Annotated in this window: 22 protein-coding genes; 11 read left to right on the top strand and 11 right to left on the bottom strand. The window is 68.0% G+C overall.

Going from position 1 to position 23,357, the window contains the following annotated elements; translation table 11 throughout:
* Nucleotides 1-3 precede the first annotated feature (3 nt).
* The 4 genes from greA to dapB all read right to left on the bottom strand — a co-directional run bounded on the left by greA (nt 4) and on the right by dapB (nt 6,054).
* Nucleotides 4-480: a transcription elongation factor GreA gene (greA, locus tag C1926_RS11825; RefSeq protein WP_108759321.1), complete on the bottom strand. Its 477-nt coding sequence runs from the start codon at nt 478-480 to the stop codon at nt 4-6.
* A complete protein-coding gene (gene carB / locus C1926_RS11830) occupies nt 477-3,719 on the bottom strand; it encodes a carbamoyl-phosphate synthase large subunit (RefSeq protein WP_108759322.1) in 3,243 nt (1,080 codons plus the stop codon). Before carB ends, greA begins: the two co-directional genes overlap by 4 nt.
* A gap of 149 nt (nt 3,720-3,868) precedes the next feature.
* Complete coding sequence (carA, locus tag C1926_RS11835) at nt 3,869-4,996, bottom strand: glutamine-hydrolyzing carbamoyl-phosphate synthase small subunit (protein ID WP_008265442.1); 1,128 nt, start codon at nt 4,994-4,996, stop codon at nt 3,869-3,871.
* 326 nt (nt 4,997-5,322) lie between these two features.
* The gene (gene dapB, locus C1926_RS11840; protein ID WP_108759323.1) at nt 5,323-6,054 is read right to left on the bottom strand and encodes a 4-hydroxy-tetrahydrodipicolinate reductase; all 732 of its coding nucleotides are present in this window, start codon (nt 6,052-6,054) and stop codon (nt 5,323-5,325) included.
* 72 nt (nt 6,055-6,126) lie between these two features.
* On the opposite strand from dapB, the gene C1926_RS11845 reads away from it, so the two are divergent.
* The 4 genes from C1926_RS11845 to C1926_RS11860 all read left to right on the top strand — a co-directional run bounded on the left by C1926_RS11845 (nt 6,127) and on the right by C1926_RS11860 (nt 8,489).
* Entirely contained in the window at nt 6,127-6,906 is a 780-nt protein-coding gene (locus C1926_RS11845) for a 3-oxoacyl-ACP reductase (RefSeq protein WP_108746601.1), read from the top strand.
* Between the two features lie 4 nt (nt 6,907-6,910).
* Nucleotides 6,911-7,297 (top strand): MerR family transcriptional regulator, encoded by a 387-nt coding sequence (locus C1926_RS11850; RefSeq protein WP_108759324.1) that lies wholly within the window; start codon nt 6,911-6,913, stop codon nt 7,295-7,297.
* Nucleotides 7,298-7,361: 64 nt separating this feature from the next.
* Nucleotides 7,362-7,943, top strand: coding sequence for an NAD(P)H-dependent oxidoreductase (locus C1926_RS11855; protein WP_108759325.1), 582 nt, complete (start codon nt 7,362-7,364; stop codon nt 7,941-7,943).
* Nucleotides 7,944-8,027: 84 nt separating this feature from the next.
* Nucleotides 8,028-8,489, top strand: coding sequence for a DUF4304 domain-containing protein (locus tag C1926_RS11860; protein WP_108759326.1), 462 nt, complete (start codon nt 8,028-8,030; stop codon nt 8,487-8,489).
* A gap of 85 nt (nt 8,490-8,574) precedes the next feature.
* Here the strand turns inward: C1926_RS11860 and C1926_RS11865 are convergent, their stop codons facing one another.
* Genes C1926_RS11865 through C1926_RS11875 form a run of 3 tightly spaced genes read right to left on the bottom strand, consistent with a single transcriptional unit; the run spans nt 8,575 to nt 10,933 of the window.
* Entirely contained in the window at nt 8,575-8,820 is a 246-nt protein-coding gene (locus tag C1926_RS11865; protein WP_108759327.1) for a DUF6587 family protein, read from the bottom strand.
* Complete coding sequence (feoB, locus tag C1926_RS11870; protein ID WP_108759328.1) at nt 8,820-10,682, bottom strand: ferrous iron transport protein B; 1,863 nt, start codon at nt 10,680-10,682, stop codon at nt 8,820-8,822. Before feoB ends, C1926_RS11865 begins: the two co-directional genes overlap by 1 nt.
* Nucleotides 10,679-10,933, bottom strand: a complete 255-nt coding sequence (locus C1926_RS11875; RefSeq protein ID WP_079221735.1) for a FeoA family protein — start codon at nt 10,931-10,933, stop codon at nt 10,679-10,681. Before C1926_RS11875 ends, feoB begins: the two co-directional genes overlap by 4 nt.
* A gap of 119 nt (nt 10,934-11,052) precedes the next feature.
* On the opposite strand from C1926_RS11875, the gene C1926_RS11880 reads away from it, so the two are divergent.
* From C1926_RS11880 to yeiP, 6 genes are all read left to right on the top strand, one after another.
* Nucleotides 11,053-11,841, top strand: coding sequence for an enoyl-CoA hydratase/isomerase family protein (locus C1926_RS11880; RefSeq protein WP_108759329.1), 789 nt, complete (start codon nt 11,053-11,055; stop codon nt 11,839-11,841).
* Between the two features lies 1 nt (nt 11,842).
* Nucleotides 11,843-12,229, top strand: coding sequence for a VOC family protein (locus C1926_RS11885; RefSeq protein WP_108759330.1), 387 nt, complete (start codon nt 11,843-11,845; stop codon nt 12,227-12,229).
* 159 nt (nt 12,230-12,388) lie between these two features.
* Nucleotides 12,389-13,282 (top strand): hydroxymethylglutaryl-CoA lyase, encoded by an 894-nt coding sequence (locus C1926_RS11890; protein WP_108759331.1) that lies wholly within the window; start codon nt 12,389-12,391, stop codon nt 13,280-13,282.
* Nucleotides 13,279-15,873, top strand: a complete 2,595-nt coding sequence (locus tag C1926_RS11895) for an EAL domain-containing protein (RefSeq protein ID WP_108759332.1) — start codon at nt 13,279-13,281, stop codon at nt 15,871-15,873. The genes C1926_RS11890 and C1926_RS11895 overlap by 4 nt, the downstream gene beginning before the upstream one ends.
* Nucleotides 15,874-16,015: 142 nt before the next feature.
* A complete protein-coding gene (locus C1926_RS11900) occupies nt 16,016-16,786 on the top strand; it encodes an SDR family NAD(P)-dependent oxidoreductase (protein ID WP_108759333.1) in 771 nt (256 codons plus the stop codon).
* Between the two features lie 48 nt (nt 16,787-16,834).
* A complete protein-coding gene (gene yeiP, locus C1926_RS11905) occupies nt 16,835-17,401 on the top strand; it encodes an elongation factor P-like protein YeiP (RefSeq protein WP_079221730.1) in 567 nt (188 codons plus the stop codon).
* Nucleotides 17,402-17,483: 82 nt separating this feature from the next.
* Here the strand turns inward: yeiP and C1926_RS11910 are convergent, their stop codons facing one another.
* From C1926_RS11910 to C1926_RS11925, 4 genes are all read right to left on the bottom strand, one after another.
* Nucleotides 17,484-18,176: an MliC family protein gene (locus C1926_RS11910; RefSeq protein ID WP_108759334.1), complete on the bottom strand. Its 693-nt coding sequence runs from the start codon at nt 18,174-18,176 to the stop codon at nt 17,484-17,486.
* Nucleotides 18,177-18,276: 100 nt separating this feature from the next.
* A complete protein-coding gene (locus tag C1926_RS11915; protein ID WP_108759335.1) occupies nt 18,277-20,073 on the bottom strand; it encodes a DUF4105 domain-containing protein in 1,797 nt (598 codons plus the stop codon).
* A gap of 40 nt (nt 20,074-20,113) precedes the next feature.
* On the bottom strand, nt 20,114-20,413 hold the full coding sequence (locus C1926_RS11920) for a DUF2388 domain-containing protein (RefSeq protein WP_079225213.1): 300 nt from the start codon (nt 20,411-20,413) through the stop codon (nt 20,114-20,116).
* Between the two features lie 62 nt (nt 20,414-20,475).
* The gene (locus tag C1926_RS11925) at nt 20,476-21,864 is read right to left on the bottom strand and encodes an FAD-binding oxidoreductase (RefSeq protein ID WP_108759336.1); all 1,389 of its coding nucleotides are present in this window, start codon (nt 21,862-21,864) and stop codon (nt 20,476-20,478) included.
* Between the two features lie 171 nt (nt 21,865-22,035).
* Here C1926_RS11925 and serA point away from each other — a divergent pair, with 171 nt between their 5' ends.
* Entirely contained in the window at nt 22,036-23,277 is a 1,242-nt protein-coding gene (serA, locus tag C1926_RS11930; RefSeq protein ID WP_108759337.1) for a phosphoglycerate dehydrogenase, read from the top strand.
* Nucleotides 23,278-23,357: the final 80 nt, after the last annotated feature.

A 23,357-nucleotide genomic window follows, 5' to 3' on the forward strand; every position in this document is an offset into this window, starting at 1 on the left:
CGGTCAGGCCACGTAGCTGACGCTGACGATCTCGTACTCGCGCTGGCCGGCCGGGGCGTCGATCACGATCGAATCCCCTTCCAGCTTGCCGATCATCGCGCGGGCCACCGGCGAGGAAATGGCAATCAGGCCCAGCTTGATGTCCGCTTCCAGGTCACCGACGATCTGGTACTTCTTCTCTTCGTCGGTTTCCACGTCGGCCAAAGTCACGCTGGCGCCGAACACCACCTTGGAACCGGCGTTGAGCTTGCTCACGTCGATGATCTCGGCGTGCGACAGCTCACCTTCCAGCTGCTTGATGCGGCCTTCGATGAAGCCCTGTTCCTCGCGCGCGGCGTGGTACTCGGCGTTTTCCTTCAGGTCGCCGTGCTCGCGCGCTTCCGCGATCGCGGCGATCACCTTCGGGCGCTTGACCGACTTCAGGTGATCCAGTTCGTCGCGCAGCCTCTGCGCGCCCTTCATCGTGATGGGGGCTCTCATGCATTCAACTCCTTGTGCAGCTCCTGCAGCGACCAGACGGGGCCGGTGCCGCGGAATTCCAGTGAATCCACCAGCGCCTTGGCGCCGGCAATGGTGGTCGAGTAGGTGACGCGGTGCTGCAGCGCCTCGCGACGGATCGAGAACGAATCGTTGATCGCGGCACGGCCTTCGGTCGTGTTGACGATGTAGACGATCTCGCCGTTCTTGATCGAATCGACGATGTGCGGACGGCCTTCGACCACCTTGTTGATGATCTCGCAATCCATGCCGTGCTGCTGCAGCCACGCAGCGGTGCCACGGGTGGCGACCAGGCTGTAGCCACGCGCCAGCAGGGCCTTGGCCACCGGCAGCACGCGCTTCTTGTCCGGGTCACGCACCGAAACGAAGGCCTTGCCGACCGGCGGGGCCTTGATGCCGCCCGCTTCCTGCGCACGCGCGAAGGCGGCGTTGAAGGTGCGGCCAACGCCCATCACTTCGCCGGTGGAACGCATTTCCGGCCCGAGGATCGGGTCGACGCCCTGGAACTTGGCGAACGGGAAGATCGCTTCCTTCACCGAGTAGTAGTCCGGCACGATCTCTTCGGTCGCGCCCTGCTCGGCCAAGGTCTTGCCGGCCATGCAGCGCGCGGCGATCTTGGCCAGCGCCATGCCGGTGGCCTTGGACACGAACGGCACGGTACGCGAGGCGCGCGGGTTCACTTCCAGCAGATAGATGGTGTCATCACCCTCGTCATTGGTCTGGATCGCGAACTGGGTGTTCATCAGGCCGACCACGTTCAGGGCCTTGGCCAGTTCCACCACCTGGCGGCGCAGCTCGGCCTGGGTCTTGGCCGACAGCGAGTACGGCGGCAGCGAGCAGGACGAGTCACCCGAGTGCACGCCGGCTTCTTCGATGTGCTCCATCACGCCACCGATCAGGACGTTGCCATCCTTGTCGGCGATGATGTCCACGTCCACTTCCACGGCATTGTCCAGGAAGCGGTCCAGCAGCACCGGCGAATCGTTGGACACCTTCACCGCGTCGCGCACGTAGCGGGCCAGGTCGGATTCGCCGTAGACGATTTCCATCGCGCGGCCGCCCAGCACGTAGCTCGGGCGCACCACCAGCGGGTAGCCGATCTCGCGGGCCAGCAGCAGGGCCTCCTGGTCGTTGCGGGCGATGCGGTTCGGCGGCTGCTTCAGCTTCAGCGAATCGACCAGCTGCTGGAAGCGCTCGCGGTCTTCGGCCAGATCGATCGAATCCGGGCTGGTGCCGATCACCGGCACGCCGTTGGCTTCCAGCGCGCGCGCCAGCTTCAGCGGGGTCTGGCCGCCGTACTGCACGATCACGCCCTTCGGCTGTTCCAGTTCGACGATTTCCAGCACGTCTTCCAGGGTCAGCGGTTCGAAGTACAGGCGGTCGGAGGTGTCGTAGTCGGTCGACACGGTTTCCGGGTTGCAGTTGACCATGATGGTTTCAAAACCATCCTCGCGCAGGGCCAGTGCCGCGTGCACGCAGCAGTAGTCGAACTCGATGCCCTGGCCGATGCGGTTGGGGCCACCGCCGAGGATCATGATCTTGTCGCGGTTGGTCGGCGCGGCCTCGCACTCGTCCTCGTAGGTCGAGTACAGGTAGGCGGTGCCGGTGGAGAATTCACCGGCGCAGGAGTCCACGCGCTTGTAGACCGGGCGCACCTTGTGGGCACGACGCAGCGCGCGGATGGCCGCTTCGTTGGTGCCGGTCAGCTGGGCCAGGCGGGCGTCGGAGAAGCCGGCGCGCTTGAGCTTGCGCAGGCGCGCAGCATCCAGCGCATCGATGCCACCGGCAGCGACGTCAGCTTCGGCCGCGATGATTTCCTCGATCTGGTCCAGGAACCAGTGGTCGATGAAGGACAGCGCGTAGATCTCTTCCACGCTCATGCCGGCGCGGAACGCATCGGCCACGTAGAACAGGCGCTCCGGGCCCGGGGCCTTCAGTTCGCGGCGCAGGGTCTGCAGGTCGTCTTCGCTGGACAGGTCCAGGCCGGTCGGGTCGAAGCCGACCTTGCCGGTTTCCAGGCCACGCAGGGCCTTCTGCATCGACTCCTGGAAGGTGCGGCCCATCGCCATCACCTCGCCCACCGACTTCATCTGGGTGGTCAGGCGGGCATCGGCGGCCGGGAACTTCTCGAAGGCGAAGCGCGGGATCTTGGTGACGACGTAATCGATGGACGGCTCGAACGAAGCCGGGGTCAGGCCGCCGGTGATCTCGTTCTTCAGTTCGTCCAGGGTGTAGCCCACGGCCAGCTTGGCGGCGACCTTGGCGATCGGGAAGCCGGTGGCCTTGGAGGCCAGTGCCGAGGAGCGCGACACGCGCGGGTTCATCTCGATGACGACCACGCGGCCGGTGGTCGGGTTGATGCCGAACTGCACGTTCGAGCCACCGGTATCGACGCCGATCTTGCGCAGCACGGCGATGGAGGCATCGCGCAGGCGCTGGTATTCCTTGTCGGTCAGGGTCTGCGCCGGGGCGACGGTGATCGAGTCACCGGTGTGCACGCCCATCGGGTCCAGGTTCTCGATCGAGCAGACGATGATGCAGTTGTCCGCGGTATCGCGGACCACTTCCATCTCGAATTCCTTCCAGCCCAGCACCGACTCTTCGACCAGCACTTCGGTGGTCGGCGACAGTTCCAGGCCGCGGCTGACGATGTCGACCAGCTCTTCGCGGTTGTAGGCGATACCACCACCGCTGCCACCCAGGGTGAAGCTGGGGCGGATGATGGTCGGGTAGCCGACGCGGGTCTGGATTTCCAGCGCTTCGTCCAGGGTGTGGGCGACGGCGGCGGTCGGGCATTCCAGGCCGATCTCACCCATGGCCACGCGGAACAGCTCGCGGTCTTCGGCCATCATGATCGCGTCGCGCTTGGCACCGATCAGTTCGACGTTGTACTTCTCCAGCACGCCGTTGTCGGCCAGGTCCAGCGCGCAGTTCAGCGCGGTCTGGCCACCCATGGTCGGCAGCAGGGCATCGGGCTTTTCCTTGGCGATGATCTTCTCGACCGTCTGCCAGTTGATCGGCTCGATGTAGACGGCGTCGGCCATCTCCGGGTCGGTCATGATGGTGGCCGGGTTGGAGTTGACCAGCACCACGCGGTAACCCTCGTCACGCAGGGCCTTGCAGGCCTGGGCGCCGGAGTAGTCGAACTCGCAGGCCTGGCCGATGACGATCGGGCCAGCACCGATGATGAGGATGGTCTTGAGGTCAGTGCGCTTGGGCATTTTCTTCTCTAAGTCAGTACAGCGTGACAAGGGGGGTGATCGCACGCTGTCGATCAGGAATCTTGATCCGCAGCACCGCGCCAGCGGCAGCAGCGATGCGGGGGTTTACGGTCCATCGCGACGCCACCGGCGGGCCGGCGGCGTACTGATCACGCCTTGCTCTGTTCCATCAGGGCCACGAAACGGTCGAACAGCGGACCGACATCGGTCGGGCCGGGCGACGCTTCCGGGTGACCCTGGAACGAGAACGCCGGCACGTCGGTGCGGGCGATGCCTTGGTTGGTGCCGTCGAACAGCGAACGGTGGGTCACGCGCAGGGTGGCCGGCAGGGTCGATTCATCAACCGCGAAGCCGTGGTTCTGCGAGGTAATCATCACCCGGCCGTTGTCCAGGTCCTGCACCGGGTGGTTGGCACCGTGGTGGCCGTGGCCCATCTTCATGGTCTTGGCGCCCGAGGCCAGGCCCAGCAGCTGGTGGCCCAGGCAGATGCCGAAGGTCGGGATCTTCACGTCGATGAAGGTCTTGATCGCTTCGATGGCGTAGTCGCACGGTTCAGGGTCACCCGGGCCGTTGGACAGGAACACGCCGTCCGGCTTCAGCGCCAGCACTTCAGCGGCCGGGGTCTGCGCCGGCACCACGGTCACTTCGCAGCCGCGCTCGGCCAGCATGCGCAGGATGTTGGTCTTCACGCCGAAATCGTAGGCCACGACCTTGAACTTGGCCGGCACGCTGACGAACGCGTTGGCGTCCAGGTCCAGCTGGCCTTCGGTCCAGGTGTAGGTCTTCTCGGTAGTGACGACCTTGGCCAGATCCATGCCCTTCAGCCCCGGGAACTTGCGGGCAGCTTCCAATGCCTTTTCCACGTCGATGTCGCCGGCCATCAGCGCACCGTTCTGCGCGCCCTTCTCGCGCAGGATGCGGGTCAGCTTGCGGGTGTCGATGCCGGCGATGGCGACCACGCCACGCTGGATCAGCCAGTCCTGCAGCGACACCTGGCTGCGCCAGTTGCTGGGACGGCGCGGCACGTCGCGCACGATCAGGCCGGCCGACCACACCTTGGACGCTTCATTGTCCTGGTCGGTCATGCCAGTGTTGCCGATATGCGGATAGGTCAGCGTGACCATCTGCCGGGCGTAGGACGGGTCGGTCAACACTTCCTGGTAACCGGTCATGGCGGTGTTGAACACCACTTCACCGACGGACAGGCCGGGCGCGCCTACGGATTCGCCCTCGAATACGGTGCCGTCTTCGAGGACGAGGATTGCGGCTTGGGTCACGGAAATCTCACTTTGGCTACCGAGGGGGCTGCCGAAGTCACGCCTGCGCTTCACGGAAATCCGGTTGCAAAAAAGCGCGGACGTACGGTCTGGGACCGGTCCGGCTTTCGTGATTCGGCGAGTGCGAATTGTAGCGCTGCCGGGGCGCTCGCGCCAGCGGTTATATCGCTTTATGAACAGGCGATTGCGTATTCATTTCAATCCGGCGGCGTATGCAGGCCATTGGCCGGGGTCGGATCCTTTCCCGAACGGGAAAGGCTCTGACCCCTGGTGCCCCCAAATGGGGTCAGAGCCCTTTCCGTTGGAAAGGGATCCGACCCCGGGAATCAGCGCGCCGGACCGTCCAGCAGGTCCCGCACCCGGTAGCTGCCCGGCGCGCGGCCGTGTACCTGGCGGGCGGCAAACAGCGCGCCGCGGGCGAAGATGTCGCGGTTGGTTGCCCGGTGCACCAGCTCGATGCGCTCGCCCAGGCCGGTAAACTGCACCAGGTGCTCGCCGACGATGTCGCCCGCACGCAGGCTGGCGTAGTGCGGCTCCGCCCCGCCCCGCTGCGCGGCGGCACCCAGGGTCAATGCCGTGCCCGACGGCGCATCCTTCTTCTGCGTGTGGTGCGACTCGACCACGTCGCAGTCCCAGCCGGCCAGTGCCTGTGCGGCGCGTTCCACCAGTTCGTCCAGCACGGCCACGCCGAGGCTGAAGTTCGAGGCCCAGACCAGCGGGATCGCACCTGCGGCGGCCTCCAGTGCCTGCCGCTGCACCGCGGAAATGCCGGTGGTGCCGGACACCAGGCCCGCACCGCGCTCCACGCACAGCGCCAGCATCGGGTCGAAGCCCTCGGGCAGGCTGAAATCGATGGCCACGTCGAACGCCGGCGCGCCCGGCAGTTCGCTGGCGGCAAAGTACGGCACGCCGTCGATCACGCGCTGCGCCGGCGCACGGCCGGTCACCGCCGCCACGACCTGCAGGGTTTCGGGATGTTCGGCGGCCAGCCGCAGCAGGGCCTGGCCCATGCGCCCGGAAGCGCCATGGATGAGCAATCGAAGGGGAGTCTGGTTCATGCACGCAGGCTAGCGGCAGCGCGGTCGATCCGGCAAGCACCATCACTGCTACGCTGCATGCCCTTTCAGGCAATGGAACGCATTCCCATCATGCAGATCAGCGAACAACTGGTCCTGGTCACCGGCGCAGGACGCGGCCTGGGCACGCACATCGCCCGCGCATTCGCCGCACAGGGCGCGCGCGTGGTCATCAACTACCAGCGCAGCGAGGCCCCGGCGCGCATGCTGGCAAGGGAACTGGGCGGGCAGGCCGTCGCCCTGCAGGCCGACGTCACCGATCGCGACCAGGTCGCCGCCCTGCTGCAGCAGGCGCAGGCGCATTTCGGCCAGGGCGTGACCACCGTGGTGAACAATGCACTGGCCGCGTTCTCGTTCAATGGCGATGCGCGCGACAAGGCCGCTGACATCGGCTGGCCGGCATTCCAGGCACAGTTCGAAGGCAGCGTGCGCGGCGCACTGAACTGCGTGCAGGCCGCGCTGCCGGGCATGCAGGCGCAGCGCTTCGGGCGGATCATCAACATCGGCACCAACCTGTTCCAGAACCCGGTGGTGCCGTACCACGATTACACCGCGGCCAAGGCAGCCCTGCTTTCGCTGACCCGCACCCTGGCCGGCGACCTGGGCCCGCACGGCATCACCGTGAACATGCTGTCCGGCGGCCTGCTGCGCAGCACCGATGCCAGCGCCGCCACGCCTGAGGCAGTGTTCGACTACATCGCCGCCAACACCCCGCTGCGCAGCGTCACCACCCCGGCCGAGTTCGCCGATGCGGTGCTGTTCTTCGCCAGCCCGTGGGCACGCGCGGTCACCGGGCAGAACCTGGTGGTCGATGGCGGGCTGGTCAGGGACTGAGCAGATGCGCATTTCCGAGGTCAGCCGACTCACCGGCGCCAGCGCGAAGGCCATCCGCCTGTACGAGGCACGCGGCCTGCTGCCGCCCGTGCCGCGGCTCAACCGCTACCGCGACTACAGCACGCAGGATGTCGCTTGGGTGCGCTTGATCCGCCAGGCCATGGGCCTCGGCATCAGCCTGGCCAGCATTGCGCGCCTGCAGGACGGCGACGGTCAGCTTGACTGGCCCGCCGTGCTCGCGCTCCTGGAAGGACAGCGCGCGCGCATCGCCCGCGAGCGTGAACGCCTGGGCCAGGTCGACACCGCCCTGCAGCAGATCAGCGGGGAGCTGCGGCACTGGCTGGACACCGGCGGCAGCACCTGCGCACTGGATGAAGGCGCCTGCGCCTAGCGGGTTTGACTCTGCCCCTGGGGCATAGCGGAGCCTCGCGCACTCTCCATTGCCCGAGGTTCACGTGCCCCGCTCCGTTCTCATCCTGCTTGGCCACCCCGACCGCGACAGCCTGTGTGGCGCGCTCGCCCAGCGCTATGCCACCGCGGCCACGAACGCCGGCCACGCAGTTCGCCTGATCGCCCTGGGCGAACTGGAATTCGACCCGGTGCTGCGCCATGGCTACCGGCAGATCCAACCCCTGGAACACGACCTGCAGGACGCGCGTGACGCCATCGCAGCCTGCGACCATCTGGTGCTGGTCTACCCCACCTGGTGGGGAGCGATGCCCGCGCTGCTGAAAGGCTTTCTTGACCGAACGCTGCTGCCGGGATTCGCGTTCCGCTACCGGCGCGACTCGGTCTGGTGGGACCGGCTGCTGGCCGGCCGCAGCGCGCGGGTGATCACCACTTTGGACACGCCGCCCTGGTACTACCGCTGGTTCTACCGCGATGCGGGCATTGCCCAGGTGCGTGCCACCGTCCTCGAGTTCTGCGGCATCCGGCCCGTTCGGGTCAGTCGCCTGGGCGCGGTCCGCAGCAGCACGCCCGCACAGCGCGAGCGTTGGCTGCAGCTGGCCGCAGAGCTGGGAACGCGCGCGCGATGAAGCACCACGTGTCGCATTCGCCAATTGACGGTAAAGCCCTGCCCCTCAACGCTGTCCGGCACCTTCCCGGCCAGGACAGCGCCCATGAAATCTTCGACGGTCTTCGGCAAATGTGCGCGGAAGACAGGCTTTGCCGGGACCACCACTACCCGCTACCGGTTGCTGGAAGGCGCCTCGCTGGTCGTGAACCACCAGGCCGCGACACCCAGCAGGGGCTTCTATGTGAATGCCGGACTCTATTTCCCGGAACTGCTCGAGCAGGCCCTCACACCCACCGATCTCGAAACCGCGTTCAGGTATCGCAGCAGCATCCCCACGCCACATGTCGACTGGCGGATCGAAGAGACCCCCGGCCTGCGCCAGGCCTTCATCCAGCAGGATCTTGATGACCTGCTCGCCGCCGGCGATCGCGCCCAGCTGCAATACCTGCTGCAGGGCGCCCTCGGCGATGTCGTGGGCTTCGTGGCAGCCCATGGGAACCGGGAATCAGTGAGGCGGCTGTCGCAGCACGGAGGCTTCCGGGCGATCATCCGCAAAGAGGTGTAGATCCACGCCCTGCGTGGATGACATTGCAGTAGATCTACGCCACGCGTGGATGGGCGCCAACCAACGCAGTCGAGCAAGCTCGACTCTACCGCTTTGTCGGTCCGCAGCTGTCGCAGCCACCACACGCCCCGCCACCGCCGCTGGCCGGCGGAGCGACCTTCCGTCCCAGCGCCTGCATCCAGGCGGCGCGACCGGGCTTGAGCAGAGCCAGCGCCAGCGTGCCCCGCAGCTTGCGCGCCGTGCCGGGGAACTGCTTTTTCAGCACTACCCACGCGCTGACCAGCACCGCCAACGCGATGATGAGGTACTGGACCAGCAGGCCGGCGTCCATCAGCCGCCTCCCAGCGCCACGGTCACCTGGTAGGTGATCAGTGCCGCCACGTAGGCTGCCGCGAACAGGTACAGCGCCGAGAAGCCCATCGTCTTCCACGAATTGGTTTCGCGCTTGATGGTGGCCAGGGTGGAAATGCACATCGGTGCGTAGATGAACCACACCATCAGCGCCAGGCCGGTGGCCAGCGACCAGCCATCAGCCACCACCGGCGACAGCGCCGAGATGGCCGCATCATCGTCCGCCGCCGACAGCGCATAGACCGTGGCCAGCGAGGACACCGCCACTTCGCGCGCGGCCAGGCCCGGGATCAGCGCGATGCAGATCTGCCAGTTGAAACCCAGCGGCGCGAAGATCGCGGTCATCGCATGGCCGATCTGGCCGGCATAGCTGTAGTCGATGGCCGGCATGGTGGCGTCGGCCGGGGCGCCCGGGAAGGTCAGCAGCACCCACAGCAGAATGGTCAGGGCCAGGATGATGCCGCCCACCCGGCGCAGGAAGATCATGCCGCGCTCGTACAGGCCCACGGCCAGATCGCGCACGTGCGGCAGGCGGTAGGACGGCAGTTCCAGCATCAGCGGGTGCTCGCTCTTGTCGCGGCGCCACTTCTTCATCACCCACGACATCACCAGCGCGCTGAGGATGCCGGCCACGTACAGGCCGAACAGCACCAGGCCCTGCTGGTTGAAGATGCCGACCTTGCCGGCCGGGATGAACGCGCCGATCAGCAGTGCATACACGGGCAGGCGTGCCGAGCAGGTCATCAGCGGCGCCACCAGGATGGTCGCCAGGCGATCGCGCGGGTCCTGGATGCTGCGGGTGGCCATGATGCCGGGCACCGCACAGGCGAAGCTGGACAGCAGCGGGATGAACGAACGGCCCGACAGGCCGGCCCCCGCCATCATGCGGTCGAGCAGGAAGGCCGCGCGCGGCAGGTAGCCCGACTCCTCCAATGCAAGGATGAAGGCGAACAGGATCAGGATCTGCGGCAGGAACACCACCACGCCACCGAGGCCGGCGATGATGCCGTCGGTCAGCAGGCTGGTCAGTGGACCTTCGGGCAGCACGCCGCCAACGAACTCGCCCAGCCAGCCAAAGCCGGCTTCGATGCCGTCCATCAGCGGCGTCGCCCAGGCGAACACCGCCTGGAAGATCAGGAACATGACCACCACCAGGGTGACCAGGCCGAACACCGGGTGCAGCAGCCAGCGGTCCAGCGTGTCATCGATCTTCGCGGTGCGCGCCGGCATGGTGACGGCGGCCGAAAGAATGCTACGCACCTTGGCGTGGTAATCGATGCCGCCCTCGACGCCGGCCAGCGGCGCATCCAGGTGCGGCACCATCGCATCGAGGCGATCGACCAGCGCCTTGGCACCCTGCTTGCGCACGGCCACGGTTTCCACCACCGGCACGCCGATCTCGCGCTCCAGCGCGGCCACGTCGATGCGGATGCCACGGCGCTGGGCCGCATCGACCATGTTCAGCGCGATCACCATCGGCTTGCCCAGCTCACGCAGCTCCAGCGCGAAGCGCAGGTGCAGGCGCAGGTTGGTGGCGTCGATCACGCACAGCAGCACATCCGGCGCAGCCTCGCCCGGGTAGAAGCCCCGGCACAGGTCACGGGTGATCGCCTCGTCCAGGCTGGCCGGCTGCAGGCTGTAGGCGCCGGGCAGGTCGAGCACGGCGAACTCGCGGCCGGACGGCGCACGCAGGCGGCCTTCCTTGCGCTCGACGGTGACGCCGGTGTAGTTGGCCACCTTCTGCCGGCTGCCGGTCAGCTGGTTGAACAGCGCGGTCTTGCCGCTGTTGGGGTTGCCGACCAGCGCGATGCGCAGCGGGGCGGCGTTGGCGGCAGCATTCATGCACGGGACTCCGGACGGGCGGTGTCGATGACGATCCGCTTGGCCTCACTGATACGCAGCGCGAAACGGGTGAACCCGACCTGCACCAGCAGCGGCTCGCCGCCGACCGGCCCCTTGGCCACCAGCCGCACTTCCTCACCCTTGACGAAGCCCAGCTCGCGCAGGCGCCGGGCGATGGCATCGTTGGCGTGCAGGTCCTGCACGGAATCGACCACGGCCGGGGTATGCAGGGGCAGTTCGGACAGCGTCATCTAGCGCGATCTCAGCTGGATGTAAATGGTTCTCGATTCTAACATTCCCGCGTCGCGTCATGGCCCATGACCAATGGCCCGCTATGATCCATACAGGTATGGAGTAACCCCGGATTCCCATGAACGATGCTTTGCTGATCGAGCGCGATGGCGCCGTCCTGACCCTCTGGCTGAACCGGCCGGAGCTGCACAATGCCTTCGATGCCAGCCTGATCGCCCGGCTGACCGCCGCCCTGGAGGCCGCCGGCCGCGACCCCGCAGTGCGGGTGGTGGTCCTGGCCGGCCACGGCGCGTCCTTCTCCGCCGGTGCCGATCTGCAGTGGATGCGCGGCATGGCCGCGGCCAGCGAGGCCGAGAACCGCGAGGATTCGCTGGCGCTGGCGCGGCTGATGCGCACCCTGGACGAGCTGCCCAAGCCGACCCTGGCCCGGGTCCATGGCGCGGCCTTCGGCGGTGGCGTCGGCCTGGTCGCCTGCTGCGACATCGCCATCGCCACCAGCGCGGCCCGGTTCGGCCTGACCGAGAGCCGCCTGGGCCTGCTGCCGGCGGTGATCTCGCCCTATGTGATCGAGGCCATCGGCCCGCGCGAGGCCCGCCGCTGGTTTGCCACCGGCGAGCACTTCGACGCGGAAACCGCCCTGCGCATCGGCCTGGTCCACCAGCTGGTCGAGCCCGAGCGCCTGGACGACGCCGTGCAGCGCCAGCTGGCCCTGCTGGACAAGGCCGGTCCGATCGCCTCGGCGTCGGCCAAGGAACTGGTGCGGCAGGTCCGCGACAGCCACGACCGTGACACCCTCGACCGCGACAATGCTGCCCTGATCGCACGCCTGCGCGTGTCGGCCGAGGGCCAGGAGGGCCTCGGCGCCTTCCTCGACAAGCGTGCCCCGCATTGGGTGACGGAGGCCTGACATGCTCGACCACATCGGCCTGTGCAGCGCGGACCTGCCGCGCAGCAAGGCGTTCTTCCTGCAGGCGCTGGCCCCGCTGGGCATCGGCCTGGTGATGGAGGTGGGCGCCGAACAGACCGGCGGCCACGACCATGCCGGCTTCGGCAGCGACGGCAAGCCGTTCTTCTGGATCGGCAACGGCGGCACCCCCAGCCGGGGCGTGCACGTGGCCTTCGCCTGCCGCAGCCGCGCCGAAGTCGACGCCTTCCATGCGGCCGCACTGGCTGCCGGGGGCCGCGACAACGGCGCCCCGGGCCTGCGCCCGTGGTACCACCCGGACTACTACGGTGCCTTCGTGATCTGCCCCGAAGGCAACAACATCGAGGCGGTCTGCCACCGCCCGGCCTGATTCCCGCGCAGGAACGTGGCCGCTTTCGCGGCCGACCTGCGTATCCCTGTTGGCAGCCCGGTGGAGACCAGGTTGCCCCCGTTCTCCAGGAACCCTCGTGATCGCACCCGCTTCCGCCCCTGCCGCCCGCCCCACCCTGCCCGCCACGGAGGTGCGTCGATGAGCGATTTCGTCCGCATCGTCGAAGTGGGCCCGCGTGACGGCCTGCAGAACGAAAAGCAGGCGGTGGCCACCGCCGACAAGATCGCGCTGGTCAACCGCCTGTCCGCCACCGGCCTGCGCACCATCGAAGCGACCAGCTTCGTCAGCCCGCGCTGGGTGCCGCAGCTGGCCGATGCGGCCGAGGTCTACGCCGGCATCGACCGCCGCGCCGGCATCGCCTACCCGGTGCTGGTGCCCAACGAGCAGGGCTATGACCGGGCGCGTGCCGTCGGCGTGCAGGAAGTGGCGGTGTTCACCGCCGCCTCCGAGGCCTTCAACCGCACCAATACCAATGCCGGCATCGACGAGTCGCTGGCCCGCTTCGCGCCCATCCTCCGGCGTGCCGCCGAGGACGGCGTGCGTGTGCGTGGCTACGTCTCCACCGTGCTCGGCTGCCCCTACCAGGGCGACGTGCCGCTGGCCGACGTGGTGCGCGTCGCGCGCGCCCTGCATGACATGGGCTGCTACGAAATTTCGCTGGGCGACACCATCGGCGTCGGCACCCCGCACAAGGCGCGGGCCATGCTGAAGGCGGTCGCTGCCGAGATCCCGATGGACGCACTGGCCGTGCACTTCCACGACACCTATGGCCAGGCCATCGCCAACATCGCCAGCTGCCTGGAAGAAGGCGTGCGCGTGGTCGACAGCGCGGTGTCCGGTGCGGGCGGCTGCCCGTATGCCAAGGGTGCCAGCGGCAACGTGGCCAGCGAGGACGTGGTCTACCTGCTGCAGGGCCTGGGCCTGGAGTGCGGCGTGGATCTGCCGGCCCTGGCTGAAACCGGCCGTTGGCTGGCCGGGTTGCTCGGCCGTGCCACTGCCAGCCGGGTCGGGCAGGCCCTGGCGGCGACATGAACGACAGCGGCCCGCGCGACGTTCCGGTGTACGGCGAACCATCCGCCGTGACCGACGACGCGCTGGCCGCACTGCAGGCCGCGCTGGCAGGCGCCCCGCCCGCCGCCCAGGCCCGCCTGCTGCGGCAGGCGATGGAGGCACTGATCGACGCCCGCCTGCGCATGGGCGAAGCACAGGAACGCTACGCCGCCCTGTTCGATGCGGTGCCCGACCCGGTCAGCATCCTCAGCGCCGACGGCGTGGTGCTGGACGTCAACCGCGCCGGCGTCCACGCCTACGACCGCCCGCGCGAGGCCATCGTCGGCCAGCCGATCGAACTGCTCAATCCCGACCTGCCCAGCGACCACCTGCAGCCGGTCTGGGAAGCGCTGAACCGCGGTGACACCTACGTCATCGAAGTGACCAACATGCGCGGCGATGGCAGCCGCTTCCCGGTGGAAGTGCACTCGGCCGGCTTCCAGGACCATGGCCAGCCCTGCATCGTGGCCGTGGCGCGCGACCTGAGCGGGCGCTGGCGTGCCGAATCGCGCTACCGCCTGCTGATGGAATCGATCGACAAGGGCGTGATCCTGTTCGACCGCAACCTGCGGGTGATCTCGGCCAACCCGGCCGCGCACCGCGTCCTCGGCATCACCAGCAATGGCAATGCGTTTGATGCCCTGCTCGACCCCGAGGCCTGGCTGATCGTCGACGAGCACGGCAATACCCTCACCCAGGCACAGTGGCCGACCATCCGCTGCTTCCAGGCCGGGCGGGTCATCCGCAGCACCATCATCGGCCTGTACCACCGCCCGCGCGGGCGCATGCTGTGGCTGTCGACCACCAACGTGCCGGTGTTCGGCACCGGCTGCGACCAGGCCGACCATGTCTATTCGATGTTCAGCGACATCACCGAGCTCAAGCGCAACAACCTGCTGTTCGCGCGCGCGCAGTCGCTGGCCCACATCGGCGGGTGGGAATGGGACCGCAGCCTGCAGCGCCTGTACCTGACCGACGAGGCGCGGCGCATCGTCGGCCAGCCCGACGACCTGCAGGACATGACCGACCTGCTCGACTGCCTGCGCAGTGATGACCGCACCTCCCTGCAGCAGGCGCTGGCCGACACCATCGAGCACCGCAGCAGCTTCGGCCTGGAACTGCAGGGCCAGCGCCGCGACGGGCATTCGTTCTGGATCCGGATGATCGGCGAGGTGTCCACCGGCGATGTCGATGCCGCGCGCATCACCGGCACCGTGCAGGACATCACCGAACGCAAGCAGGCCGAAGAGACCCTGCGCGTGCAGGCGCGCACCGACCCGTTGACCGGCATCATGAACCGCGATGCGGTGCTCACCGACCTGGGCGTGCGCATGGGCAGCCCCGGCCACGACCGGGTGGCGGTGCTGTACATCGACCTGGACCGCTTCAAGGTCGTCAACGACCTGCTCGGCCACAACGCCGGCGACGAGCTGTTGATCGAAGCGACCCGGCGCATCGCCACGGCCATCGGCACCGAAGGCCTGCTCGCCCGCTTCGGTGGCGACGAGTTCCTGGTGATCTGCGACCTGCGCGACCAGCCCGACCAGGCCGAGCAGCTGGCCGAGCGCATCACCGCCGCGTTCTCCTCCCCCTTCCAGCTGGGCAGCGATGAATTCCAGGTCACCGCCAGCATCGGCATCGCCAAGGCGCCCGGCGATGGCGACCGCCCGCAGCAGCTGATCCAGAACGCCGACACCGCCATGTACGAGTGCAAGCGTCGCACCCGCAACGGCTGGCACGTGTTCTCGCAGGAGCTGGCCGAGCGCCAGAACGACCGCCTGCAGATCGAGAGCCGCCTGCACAAGGCGCTGGACGGCGACGAATTCCGACTGGTCTACCAGCCGCAGATCAACCTGCGCACAGCGGCCATCACCGGCTGCGAGGCCCTGATGCGCTGGCACAACGGCCAGCTCGGACAGATGCGCCCGGACCTGTTCATCCGCCACGCCGAGCACACCGGTGACATCGTGCGGATCGGCCAATGGGCGCTGCGCGAGGCGTGCCGCCAGATACGCCAATGGCAGGACGATGGCCTGGAGACGATGCGGGTGGCGGTCAACGTCTCATGGCGGCAGTTCGTCGGCGAGGACCTGGCCCGCTGGGTACGGCAGGTGCTGGACGAGTTCGAGCTGCCCGGCACGGTGCTGGAACTGGAGTTCACCGAGCGGGTGCTGATCGAGGACGCGCCGGACACCCTGCGCACCTTCGCCCGCCTGCGCGAGATGGGCGTGATGTTGACCATCGACGATTTCGGCGAGGGCTACAGCGCGCTGAACTACCTGCGGCGGCTGCCGATCCATGGCCTGAAACTGAGCCAGCTGTTCGTCGAGGGCATCCCGCGCAACCGCTCGGACGTGGCCGTGTGCGAGGCGGTCTGCGCGATCGCCCGCAGCCTGGGCCTGGGCGTGGTGGCCGAGGGCGTGGAAACCGAGGCCCAGCGCCAGTGCCTGCTGGGGCTGGGGGTGACCATCGGCCAAGGCTTCCTGTTCGCCCCGGGCCTGCCCCCCGATGAGTTCAAGCGGCGCCTGCGCGGGCGCGACCCGCCGGAGATGGCCCGGGACCTCGCCGGGTAGAGTCGAGCTTGCTCGACTGCCCTGCCCCCGCCAGTCGAGCATGGCTCGACTCTACAGGTGAAGTTCGATTGCAGCGGCGCACAACGGCGCGCGCCGTGGCTTCCGTTAGAATCGGCGGTTCTCGAACCTGCAGGACCGTTCAATGCAGCTGTCTTCCGTACGTGCCGTGATCACCGGCGGCGTTTCCGGCCTCGGCCTGGCCGTGGCCCAGCACCTGGTCGCCAACGGCGGCAAGGTCGCCCTGTTCGACCTCAATGACGACAAGGGCGCGGCCGCCGTGGCCGGGCTGGGCGCCGACACGGCCCGCTATTTCAACGTCAATGTCAGCGATGAGGCGGCCGTTGCCGCAGCCATCGACCAGGCCCACGATTTCCTCGGCGGCCTGAACGTGGCGATGAACTGCGCCGGCATCCTCGGCGCCGGCCGCGTGCTGGGCAAAGAGGGTCCGATGCCGCTGGCCGGCTTCCAGGGCACGGTCATGGTCAACCTGGTCGGCAGCTTCAACGTGGCCAAGGCCGCGGCCAACCGCATGCAGCACAACGACGCTGGCGAAGACGGCGAGCGCGGCGTGATCATCAACACCGCCAGCATCGCCGCCTACGAAGGCCAGATCGGCCAGGCCGCCTATGCCGCCAGCAAGGGCGGCGTGGTGTCGATGACCCTGCCGATGGCCCGCGAGCTCTCGCGCTTCGGCATCCGCGTCAACACCATTGCCCCGGGCGTGTTCTGGACGCCGATGGTCGATGGCATGCCCGAAGCCGTGCAGCAGTCGCTGGCCGCGTCCATCCCGTTCCCGTCGCGCCTGGGCAAGCCGGACGATTTCGCCAGCCTGGTCGGCTTCATCCTCGGCAACACCTATCTCAACGGCGAGACCATCCGCCTGGACGGCGCTACCCGCCTCGCTCCGAAGTGATTCCCCCGGGCGCCGGGACGGCGCCCACCCCCAACGACCAACAACATCATGAAAGCCAACGACATCAAGAAGGGCAACGTCGTCGAGTACAACAACGGCGTGTACCAGATCCGCGACATCGAACGCAGCTCGCCGCAGGGCCGCGGCGGCAACGTCCGCTTCCGCTTCATCATGTACAGCGTGCCGGGTGGCAACAAGCTCGACGCCAGCTTCGATGCCGACGACAACCTGGTCGAAGTCGAACTGCTGCGCCGCCAGTCCACCTATTCGTACAAGGACGGCGATGCGTTCGTGTTCCTCGATGACGAGGACTACACCCCCTACACCCTCGACGCCGACGTGATCGGCGACGACGCCGGCTACATCACCGACGGCCTGACCGGCATCTACGTGCAGGTCATCGACGAGCAGCCGGTGGCGATCCAGCTGCCCGCCTCGGTGGTGCTGGAAGTGATCGAAACCCCGCCGGAACTGAAGGGCGGCACCGCCACCAAGCGCCCGAAGCCGGCCAAGCTGAACACCGGCATTGAAATCATGGTGCCGGAGTACATCGCCAACGGCGAACGCGTGCTGGTGAACACCGCCACCGGCGAATTCGCCGGCCGCGCCGACTAAGCACCAAGGCCGCCGTAGAGTCGAGCTTGCTCGACTGCTTCTGCGAAAGGCAGTCGAGCAAGCTCGACTCTACGGTACGGCGTTATTTGCCGCCGAAATTGCCGCAACCGTGGTACTGGCGAGCACCGACGGTCAGCATCGCTTTGGCTTCGAACGATTCGCCGCTCATGCTGTCCTGGCAGGTGGTGCGCTGGAAGCTCAGCTTGATGTCGGTGCCATCGGCAGCCTTGCCCGCCCAGCCATCCGTGCCGGTGGTGGGCGCGGCCACCTGGAAACGGCGCTCGCCGTAGTCCACGTCCACCTGCAGGCCCGGCGCATCGCCGTCGACCACGGCCAGCCAGCCGGGCTCGTTGCCGGTGGCACGGAATGCGGCCTTGCCCGCGCTGCCATCGCCTTCGATGTCCTGCTGGGCCTGGCACTCGCGATCGGGCTCACCCTTCAGGCTCAACAGGCCATCATCGCTGCCCTTGGCCCAGAAGCTGTTGCCCTTGCCATCGCTGTACTTCGCCCCGGACGCCACCCGTTCCGCACGCAGCGCGAAGCGTCGTTCACCGATCGTCACCGTCGCCGCGTCTTCGCCCTCGAAGCGCGCGTGGACATCCAGGTCGCCGCAGCGGTAAGCGGTTTCGCTGGCGGCTGCGGCCTCCGTCGCCGGCTCGGGCACGGGTGGCGGCAGATCGGCGGCGGTCGCCGCTGCGGGAGGTGCTGCCGCAGGCTGGCAGGCGGTGAGGAGGATGCCCAGGGAGGCTGCCAACAGGCCGGGAACTACACGCATGGCTCGACTCCTTGTCGATACTGCTGAGGACACCTCACCGTACCACCTTGGCACCGGCAGGGCCTGAAAGCCGCCTGACCGCAGCCGCAGCACGCCCGGATCAGCGCACGGCCACGCCTGCGACCGGCGCGGCCGCCTGCTCACGCAGCCGCTTGCCGAGGGCCGCGAGGTTGGCGTCGATGTCATCCAGTTCCTGCTGCTGCCCGGCAGGCAGCTGCACGCGCAGCTGCTGGCGCAGCGACTGCCAGGCGGGCACGGCCGCTGCACTGGCGGTGGCCACGGCCCCGGCAACAACGGCCTGCTCTTCGGCCAGCGGCACTCCATAGCCGCCATCGGCCAGCAGGCGGCCCGGCCGCAACCACTGCCCGCTCTGTTCCAGCAGGCCGCGCAGCTGCGCGGTGGCCTCGCTTTCCGGCGCGGCCAGCAGGCGCCGCTTCAGGGTGTCCCGCGCCCGCAGCTCGGCGCGGCGCTGTGCGGCCTGTTCCAGCAACAGCAACCCGGCGCTCGCGCGCACATCCCCCTTCAGCAGCCACGGCGCACGCTGCCGCGCGGGCAGCTTCAGCCAAGCCTGCACGTCGTGCGCCGGCAGGGAGTTCTGCGCGGCAGCAACCGCAAACAACTGCTGGTAATGGTCGCGTGCCGATGCGAAGTAATAGCCCTGGGCCTGCGCGCCGGCACGGTCGTCCAGGACCCGCTCATCCAGCGCATCCAGCCGCACCAGTCGCCGGCGCAACCCGCGCGGGGTCAGCTGGGTCAGGCCGGCCTCGCCCAGCCGTGGCACCCCGGCCTGCAGCAGCTTGGCGGTTTCCACCGCACAGTTGTTGCTGACGAAGTAATAGCGCCCGTCATAGCTCCAGTGCACCTGTGCGGTGCGCTCGAGCAGGCTGGCGATTTCGCTGCGATCAAGCGCCAGCGGCAGCGATTGCAGCCCGCGCAGTTCGACCTTGGTGTACTCGTCCACCACCTGCTGCAACGGCAACACGAACAACCGCGACGGATAGCCGCCGGTCAGCCCCCGCCAGTTGGAAATCTGCACGTCGCCGACGAAGGCGCGGAAGGACAGGACGCGGTGATACTCGAGATCCAACCGGCAATCCGGCCCCGGCGCGCGGCCCGGGCGGCAGATGACCAGGCGCAGCATGCTGTGGCCCCAGCGGCTCATCGGCTGCGCACTGCCCTCGGCGAACAGGTAATCCACGGCGAAGACGCGGGCAGGATCCAGCTGCAGCAACGACGCCGCGCCCTCCTCCGCCTCAGCCTGCAGCAGCGGCACCGTGCCGTCGCACTGCGCCGTTGGGAGTGAGGGCGGCGTGCCGAAATGCTGCTGGTACCACTGCGCCAAGGCGGGACGGCGGCAGGCGAACTCGGCGTCGAGCACGAAACGCTCGGCATTCACCGCCAGGTATTCAGCCGGGTCTGTCAGTTCGTAGCGATCCGGGCTGCGGTCGCTGAAGTGGTTGTCGCCGCGCCCCAGGTGCCAGGGCCTGCGCTGCCAACCGGCCAGATCACGCCAGCGCGCGCTGTGCGACCAGTTCGCGCCACCGCGGTCTGCTACATGGGTGAGCTCATGGACCAGCGCGCTGCGACGCGCACGGCGCGCCCCCGCCTGGCTGTCATCCAGCAGATCCAGGCGCAGCGCAATGCGTCCGGCGAATGCGCGGCCGTGCACCTGTCCGGGCAGATCGTCGCGCCACGACACCCGTACCTGCGCAGGCAGCGCGCGCAGCAGGCCGTCCGGCAGCAGTGCCTGCACGTCGTCCAGCGTCTGCCGGGCCAGCTGCTGCTGCGGCTCGCTCAGTCCAGCGGGATCAAGCTGCAGGCGATCGGCCGCATGCGCGGCGTGCGCGATCAGCAGTAGAGCCACGCCCTGCGTGGCTGCGTTCCGTACAGACGTCATGGAGTTGCCGGCCAGCGGCCGGCACTACCGGAAGGCCGGTTCAGCGGGCCAGCAGCGCGCGGGCCAGCTGCAGATCGCTCTGCTGCTGGGCAGCGGCATCCTGCTCGCGCAGGTGCACCAGCGCCGCCTGCAGGCGCGCACCGCGGATCTGGCCATCGCTGGCCACGAATGCGGCAGCATCATCGCGCGCAGCCAGCACCACCTTGTCATCACCCGAGCTGCTGCCCGAGGAACCGGAAGAAGCGCCGGTGGCCGAACCCGCAGAGGTGCCAGCGAAGCTGGAAGCGAAGCCGGCCAGCGGCAAGGACAGCAGGGCGAGCAGCAGGAGCGGACGGGTCATCGTGGTCAAGCCATCAGTGGAGTTGCAGGGAGCGTAATGGTTGTGTGAAGTCTTTGCCTGCATCAGGCGTCGAACAGCTTGCCTGGATTCAGCCGCGCTTCGGGATCGAAGGCGCGCTTGACCGCCTTCATCAGCGTGATTTCCGCCGGGCCGCGCGTGCTGTCCAGGTAGCCCTTCTTGACCAGGCCGATGCCATGTTCGGCCGAAATGCTGCCATCGAAGCGCGCCAGCACCTGCGCCAGCAGCTTGGTCACGTGCTCGCACTGGGTCACGAAATCGGCATCACTGGTGTCGTCCGGCTTCAGCACGTTGATATGCAGGTTGCCATCGCCGATGTGGCCGAACCAGACAACGTCGAAGTGCGGATACGCCTCGCCGATCAAGGCCTGGGTCTCGGCCAGGAACGCCGGCATCGCCGAGATCCGCACCGAGACATCGTTCTTGTACGGCTTGTAGCGGGCCACCGCTTCGGTGATGCCCTCGCGCAGGCGCCACAGCTGCGCCGCCTGGGCATCGCTGGCGCTGATCACGCCGTCGCTGACCCAGCCGTTGCCCATGCAGTCCTCGAAGGCCGCCATGGCCGCCGCTTCCTGCGCCTCATCGTTGGCGGCGAATTCGGTGACCACGTAATACGGGTGCACCTCGTCGAACGGGGCCTGCGCGCCGTGGGCCAGCACATGCTCGAGCGCGCGCTCGGTGAAGAACTCGAACGCCTGCAGCTGCAGGCGTGCGCGGAACGCCGCAAACACCTGCATCAGCACGTCGAAGCTCGGGACCGCCAGCAGCATCACGTTGCTGCCCGGCGGCGGATCGGTCAGCTTCACCGTGGCCTCGACGATCACGCCCAGCGTGCCCTCGGACCCGATCATCAGCTGGCGGAAATCGTAGCCGCTGGAATTCTTGATGAGGCCCTTGTTGAGCTCCAGCAGTTCGCCACTGGCGGTGACCACCTTCAACCCGGCGATCCATTCGCGGGTGTTGCCGTAGCGGATCACGCGGATGCCGCCTGCATTGGTGGCGATGTTGCCGCCGATGGAACACGAGCCGCGCGCGGCGAAATCCACCGGGTAGATCAGGCCATGGTCCAGCGCCGCGTTGTGCAGCGCCTCCAGCGGCATGCCCGCCTGCACCACCAGGGTGCGGTCGACCGCATCGTAGGCCAGCGCCTTGTTCATCCGCTCCAGGCTCAGCACCAGCTCGCCGTTGGCCGCCACGGCGCCGCCGGACAGGCCGGTGCGGCCGCCGGAAGGCACCACCGCCACGCCCTCCGCCGCGCTCCAGCGCATCACGGCCTGCACCTCCTCCACCGATGCCGGCAGGGCGATAGCCAGTGGCGCCGGGGTCCAGCGCCGGGTCCAGTCGCGGCCGTAATGCTCCAGGTCGGCAGGGTCGGTCTTCAGCTTCAGGCCGGGACAGGCCTGCTGCAGCGAGGCGATGCGGGAATCGGTCATGACGGTCCAGCGCGGTGCGTGAAGAACGGGCAAGCGTGCCAGCGCCGCGGGCCAGCGTCCAGCCCCGGCAATCACCCGGAATGGCTACGGATGCAACTATTTCCGCACTGCACCATGGCCCCGCCGATCTGGCATAGTGGTCAGCCCCTGTCCCACTGGCCGTGCCGCACCATGTCGCCGAAGAAGACCTCGTTCCCGAAGCAGGATATCCGCGTGCTGTTGCTGGAGGGGGTCAGCCAGACCGCCGTGGAGGTGTTCAGCGCCGCCGGCTACAGCCAGATCGAAGCGCACAGCAAGGCGCTGCCCGAGGACGAACTGAAGGCCCGCATCGCCGAGGCACACATCGTCGGCATCCGCTCGCGCACCCAGCTCAGCGCCGAGGTGCTGGCCGAGGCCAAGCGCCTGATCGCGGTGGGCTGCTTCTGCATCGGCACCAACCAGGTCGACCTGGACGCGGCCGAGCTGGCCGGCATCCCGGTGTTCAACGCCCCCTATTCCAATACCCGCAGCGTGGCCGAGCTGGTCATCGCCGAAGCGATCATGCTGACCCGCGGCATCCCGCAGAAGAACGCCGAGTGCCATCGTGGCGGCTGGTCGAAGTCGGCCAGCGGCAGCCACGAGGTGCGTGGCAAGACGCTGGGCATCATCGGCTACGGCCACATCGGCACCCAGGTCGGCGTGCTGGCCGAGTCGCTGGGCATGCAGGTGATCTTCCACGACGTGGAAACCAAGCTGTCGCTGGGCAATGCCCGTGCCGCCGCCAGCTTGGACGACCTGCTGGCGCGCGCCGACATCGTCACCCTGCACGTGCCGGAAACCCCGTCCACGCAGTGGATGATCGGCGCCACCGAGCTGGCGAAGACGCGCCGTGGCGCGCACGTGATCAATGCCGCGCGCGGTACCGTGGTCGATATCGACGCACTGGACGCGGCCCTTGCCAGCGGGCATATCGGCGGCGCGGCCCTGGACGTGTTCCCGGTCGAGCCCAAGGGCAATGGCGATATCTTCGAATCGCCGCTGACCCGCCACGACAACGTCATCCTGACCCCGCACGTGGGCGGCAGCACCCTGGAAGCGCAGGACAACATCGGCATTGAAGTGGCGGCCAAGCTGGTGCGCTACAGCGACAACGGCAGCACCCTGTCGGCGGTCAACTTCCCGGAAGTGACCCTGCCAGAGCACGCCGACAGCCTGCGCCTGCTGCACATCCACCAGAACGTGCCGGGCGTGCTGTCCAAGGTCAACGAGATCTTCTCGCGCCACAACGTCAACATCGACGGCCAGTTCCTGCGCACCGACCCGAAGGTGGGCTACGTGGTCATCGACATCACCGCCAGCGAGGAACAGGCCGGCGCGGTGCGTGACGAACTGGCTGCCATTCCGGGCACCCTGCGCACCCGCATTCTGTATTGATCGAATGTTCGCCGGGCATGGCCCGGCGGATTGCTTCCGGCATCGCGCCATCCACGCATGGCGTGGATCTACTGGCGTTT

The organism is Stenotrophomonas sp. ZAC14A_NAIMI4_1 (genome assembly GCF_003086915.1).
GTDB lineage: Bacteria > Pseudomonadota > Gammaproteobacteria > Xanthomonadales > Xanthomonadaceae > Stenotrophomonas.

What these genes read in the sequence shown, in the direction of transcription:
- C1926_RS11885 (WP_108759330.1), top strand. Translation starts at nt 11,843, where the DNA reads ATGCTCGACCACATCGGCCTGTGCAGCGCGGACCTGCCGCGCAGCAAG.
- C1926_RS11860 (WP_108759326.1), top strand. Translation starts at nt 8,028, where the DNA reads ATGAAATCTTCGACGGTCTTCGGCAAATGTGCGCGGAAGACAGGCTTT.
- greA (WP_108759321.1), bottom strand. Translation starts at nt 480, where the DNA reads ATGAGAGCCCCCATCACGATGAAGGGCGCGCAGAGGCTGCGCGACGAA.
- C1926_RS11910 (WP_108759334.1), bottom strand. Translation starts at nt 18,176, where the DNA reads ATGCGTGTAGTTCCCGGCCTGTTGGCAGCCTCCCTGGGCATCCTCCTC.
- C1926_RS11880 (WP_108759329.1), top strand. Translation starts at nt 11,053, where the DNA reads ATGAACGATGCTTTGCTGATCGAGCGCGATGGCGCCGTCCTGACCCTC.
- C1926_RS11925 (WP_108759336.1), bottom strand. Translation starts at nt 21,864, where the DNA reads ATGACCGATTCCCGCATCGCCTCGCTGCAGCAGGCCTGTCCCGGCCTG.
- C1926_RS11900 (WP_108759333.1), top strand. Translation starts at nt 16,016, where the DNA reads ATGCAGCTGTCTTCCGTACGTGCCGTGATCACCGGCGGCGTTTCCGGC.
- C1926_RS11865 (WP_108759327.1), bottom strand. Translation starts at nt 8,820, where the DNA reads ATGGACGCCGGCCTGCTGGTCCAGTACCTCATCATCGCGTTGGCGGTG.
- C1926_RS11890 (WP_108759331.1), top strand. Translation starts at nt 12,389, where the DNA reads ATGAGCGATTTCGTCCGCATCGTCGAAGTGGGCCCGCGTGACGGCCTG.
- serA (WP_108759337.1), top strand. Translation starts at nt 22,036, where the DNA reads ATGTCGCCGAAGAAGACCTCGTTCCCGAAGCAGGATATCCGCGTGCTG.
- feoB (WP_108759328.1), bottom strand. Translation starts at nt 10,682, where the DNA reads ATGAATGCTGCCGCCAACGCCGCCCCGCTGCGCATCGCGCTGGTCGGC.
- dapB (WP_108759323.1), bottom strand. Translation starts at nt 6,054, where the DNA reads ATGAACCAGACTCCCCTTCGATTGCTCATCCATGGCGCTTCCGGGCGC.
- carB (WP_108759322.1), bottom strand. Translation starts at nt 3,719, where the DNA reads ATGCCCAAGCGCACTGACCTCAAGACCATCCTCATCATCGGTGCTGGC.
- C1926_RS11845 (WP_108746601.1), top strand. Translation starts at nt 6,127, where the DNA reads ATGGAACGCATTCCCATCATGCAGATCAGCGAACAACTGGTCCTGGTC.
- C1926_RS11920 (WP_079225213.1), bottom strand. Translation starts at nt 20,413, where the DNA reads ATGACCCGTCCGCTCCTGCTGCTCGCCCTGCTGTCCTTGCCGCTGGCC.
- C1926_RS11850 (WP_108759324.1), top strand. Translation starts at nt 6,911, where the DNA reads ATGCGCATTTCCGAGGTCAGCCGACTCACCGGCGCCAGCGCGAAGGCC.
- C1926_RS11875 (WP_079221735.1), bottom strand. Translation starts at nt 10,933, where the DNA reads ATGACGCTGTCCGAACTGCCCCTGCATACCCCGGCCGTGGTCGATTCC.
- C1926_RS11915 (WP_108759335.1), bottom strand. Translation starts at nt 20,073, where the DNA reads ATGACGTCTGTACGGAACGCAGCCACGCAGGGCGTGGCTCTACTGCTG.
- yeiP (WP_079221730.1), top strand. Translation starts at nt 16,835, where the DNA reads ATGAAAGCCAACGACATCAAGAAGGGCAACGTCGTCGAGTACAACAAC.
- C1926_RS11895 (WP_108759332.1), top strand. Translation starts at nt 13,279, where the DNA reads ATGAACGACAGCGGCCCGCGCGACGTTCCGGTGTACGGCGAACCATCC.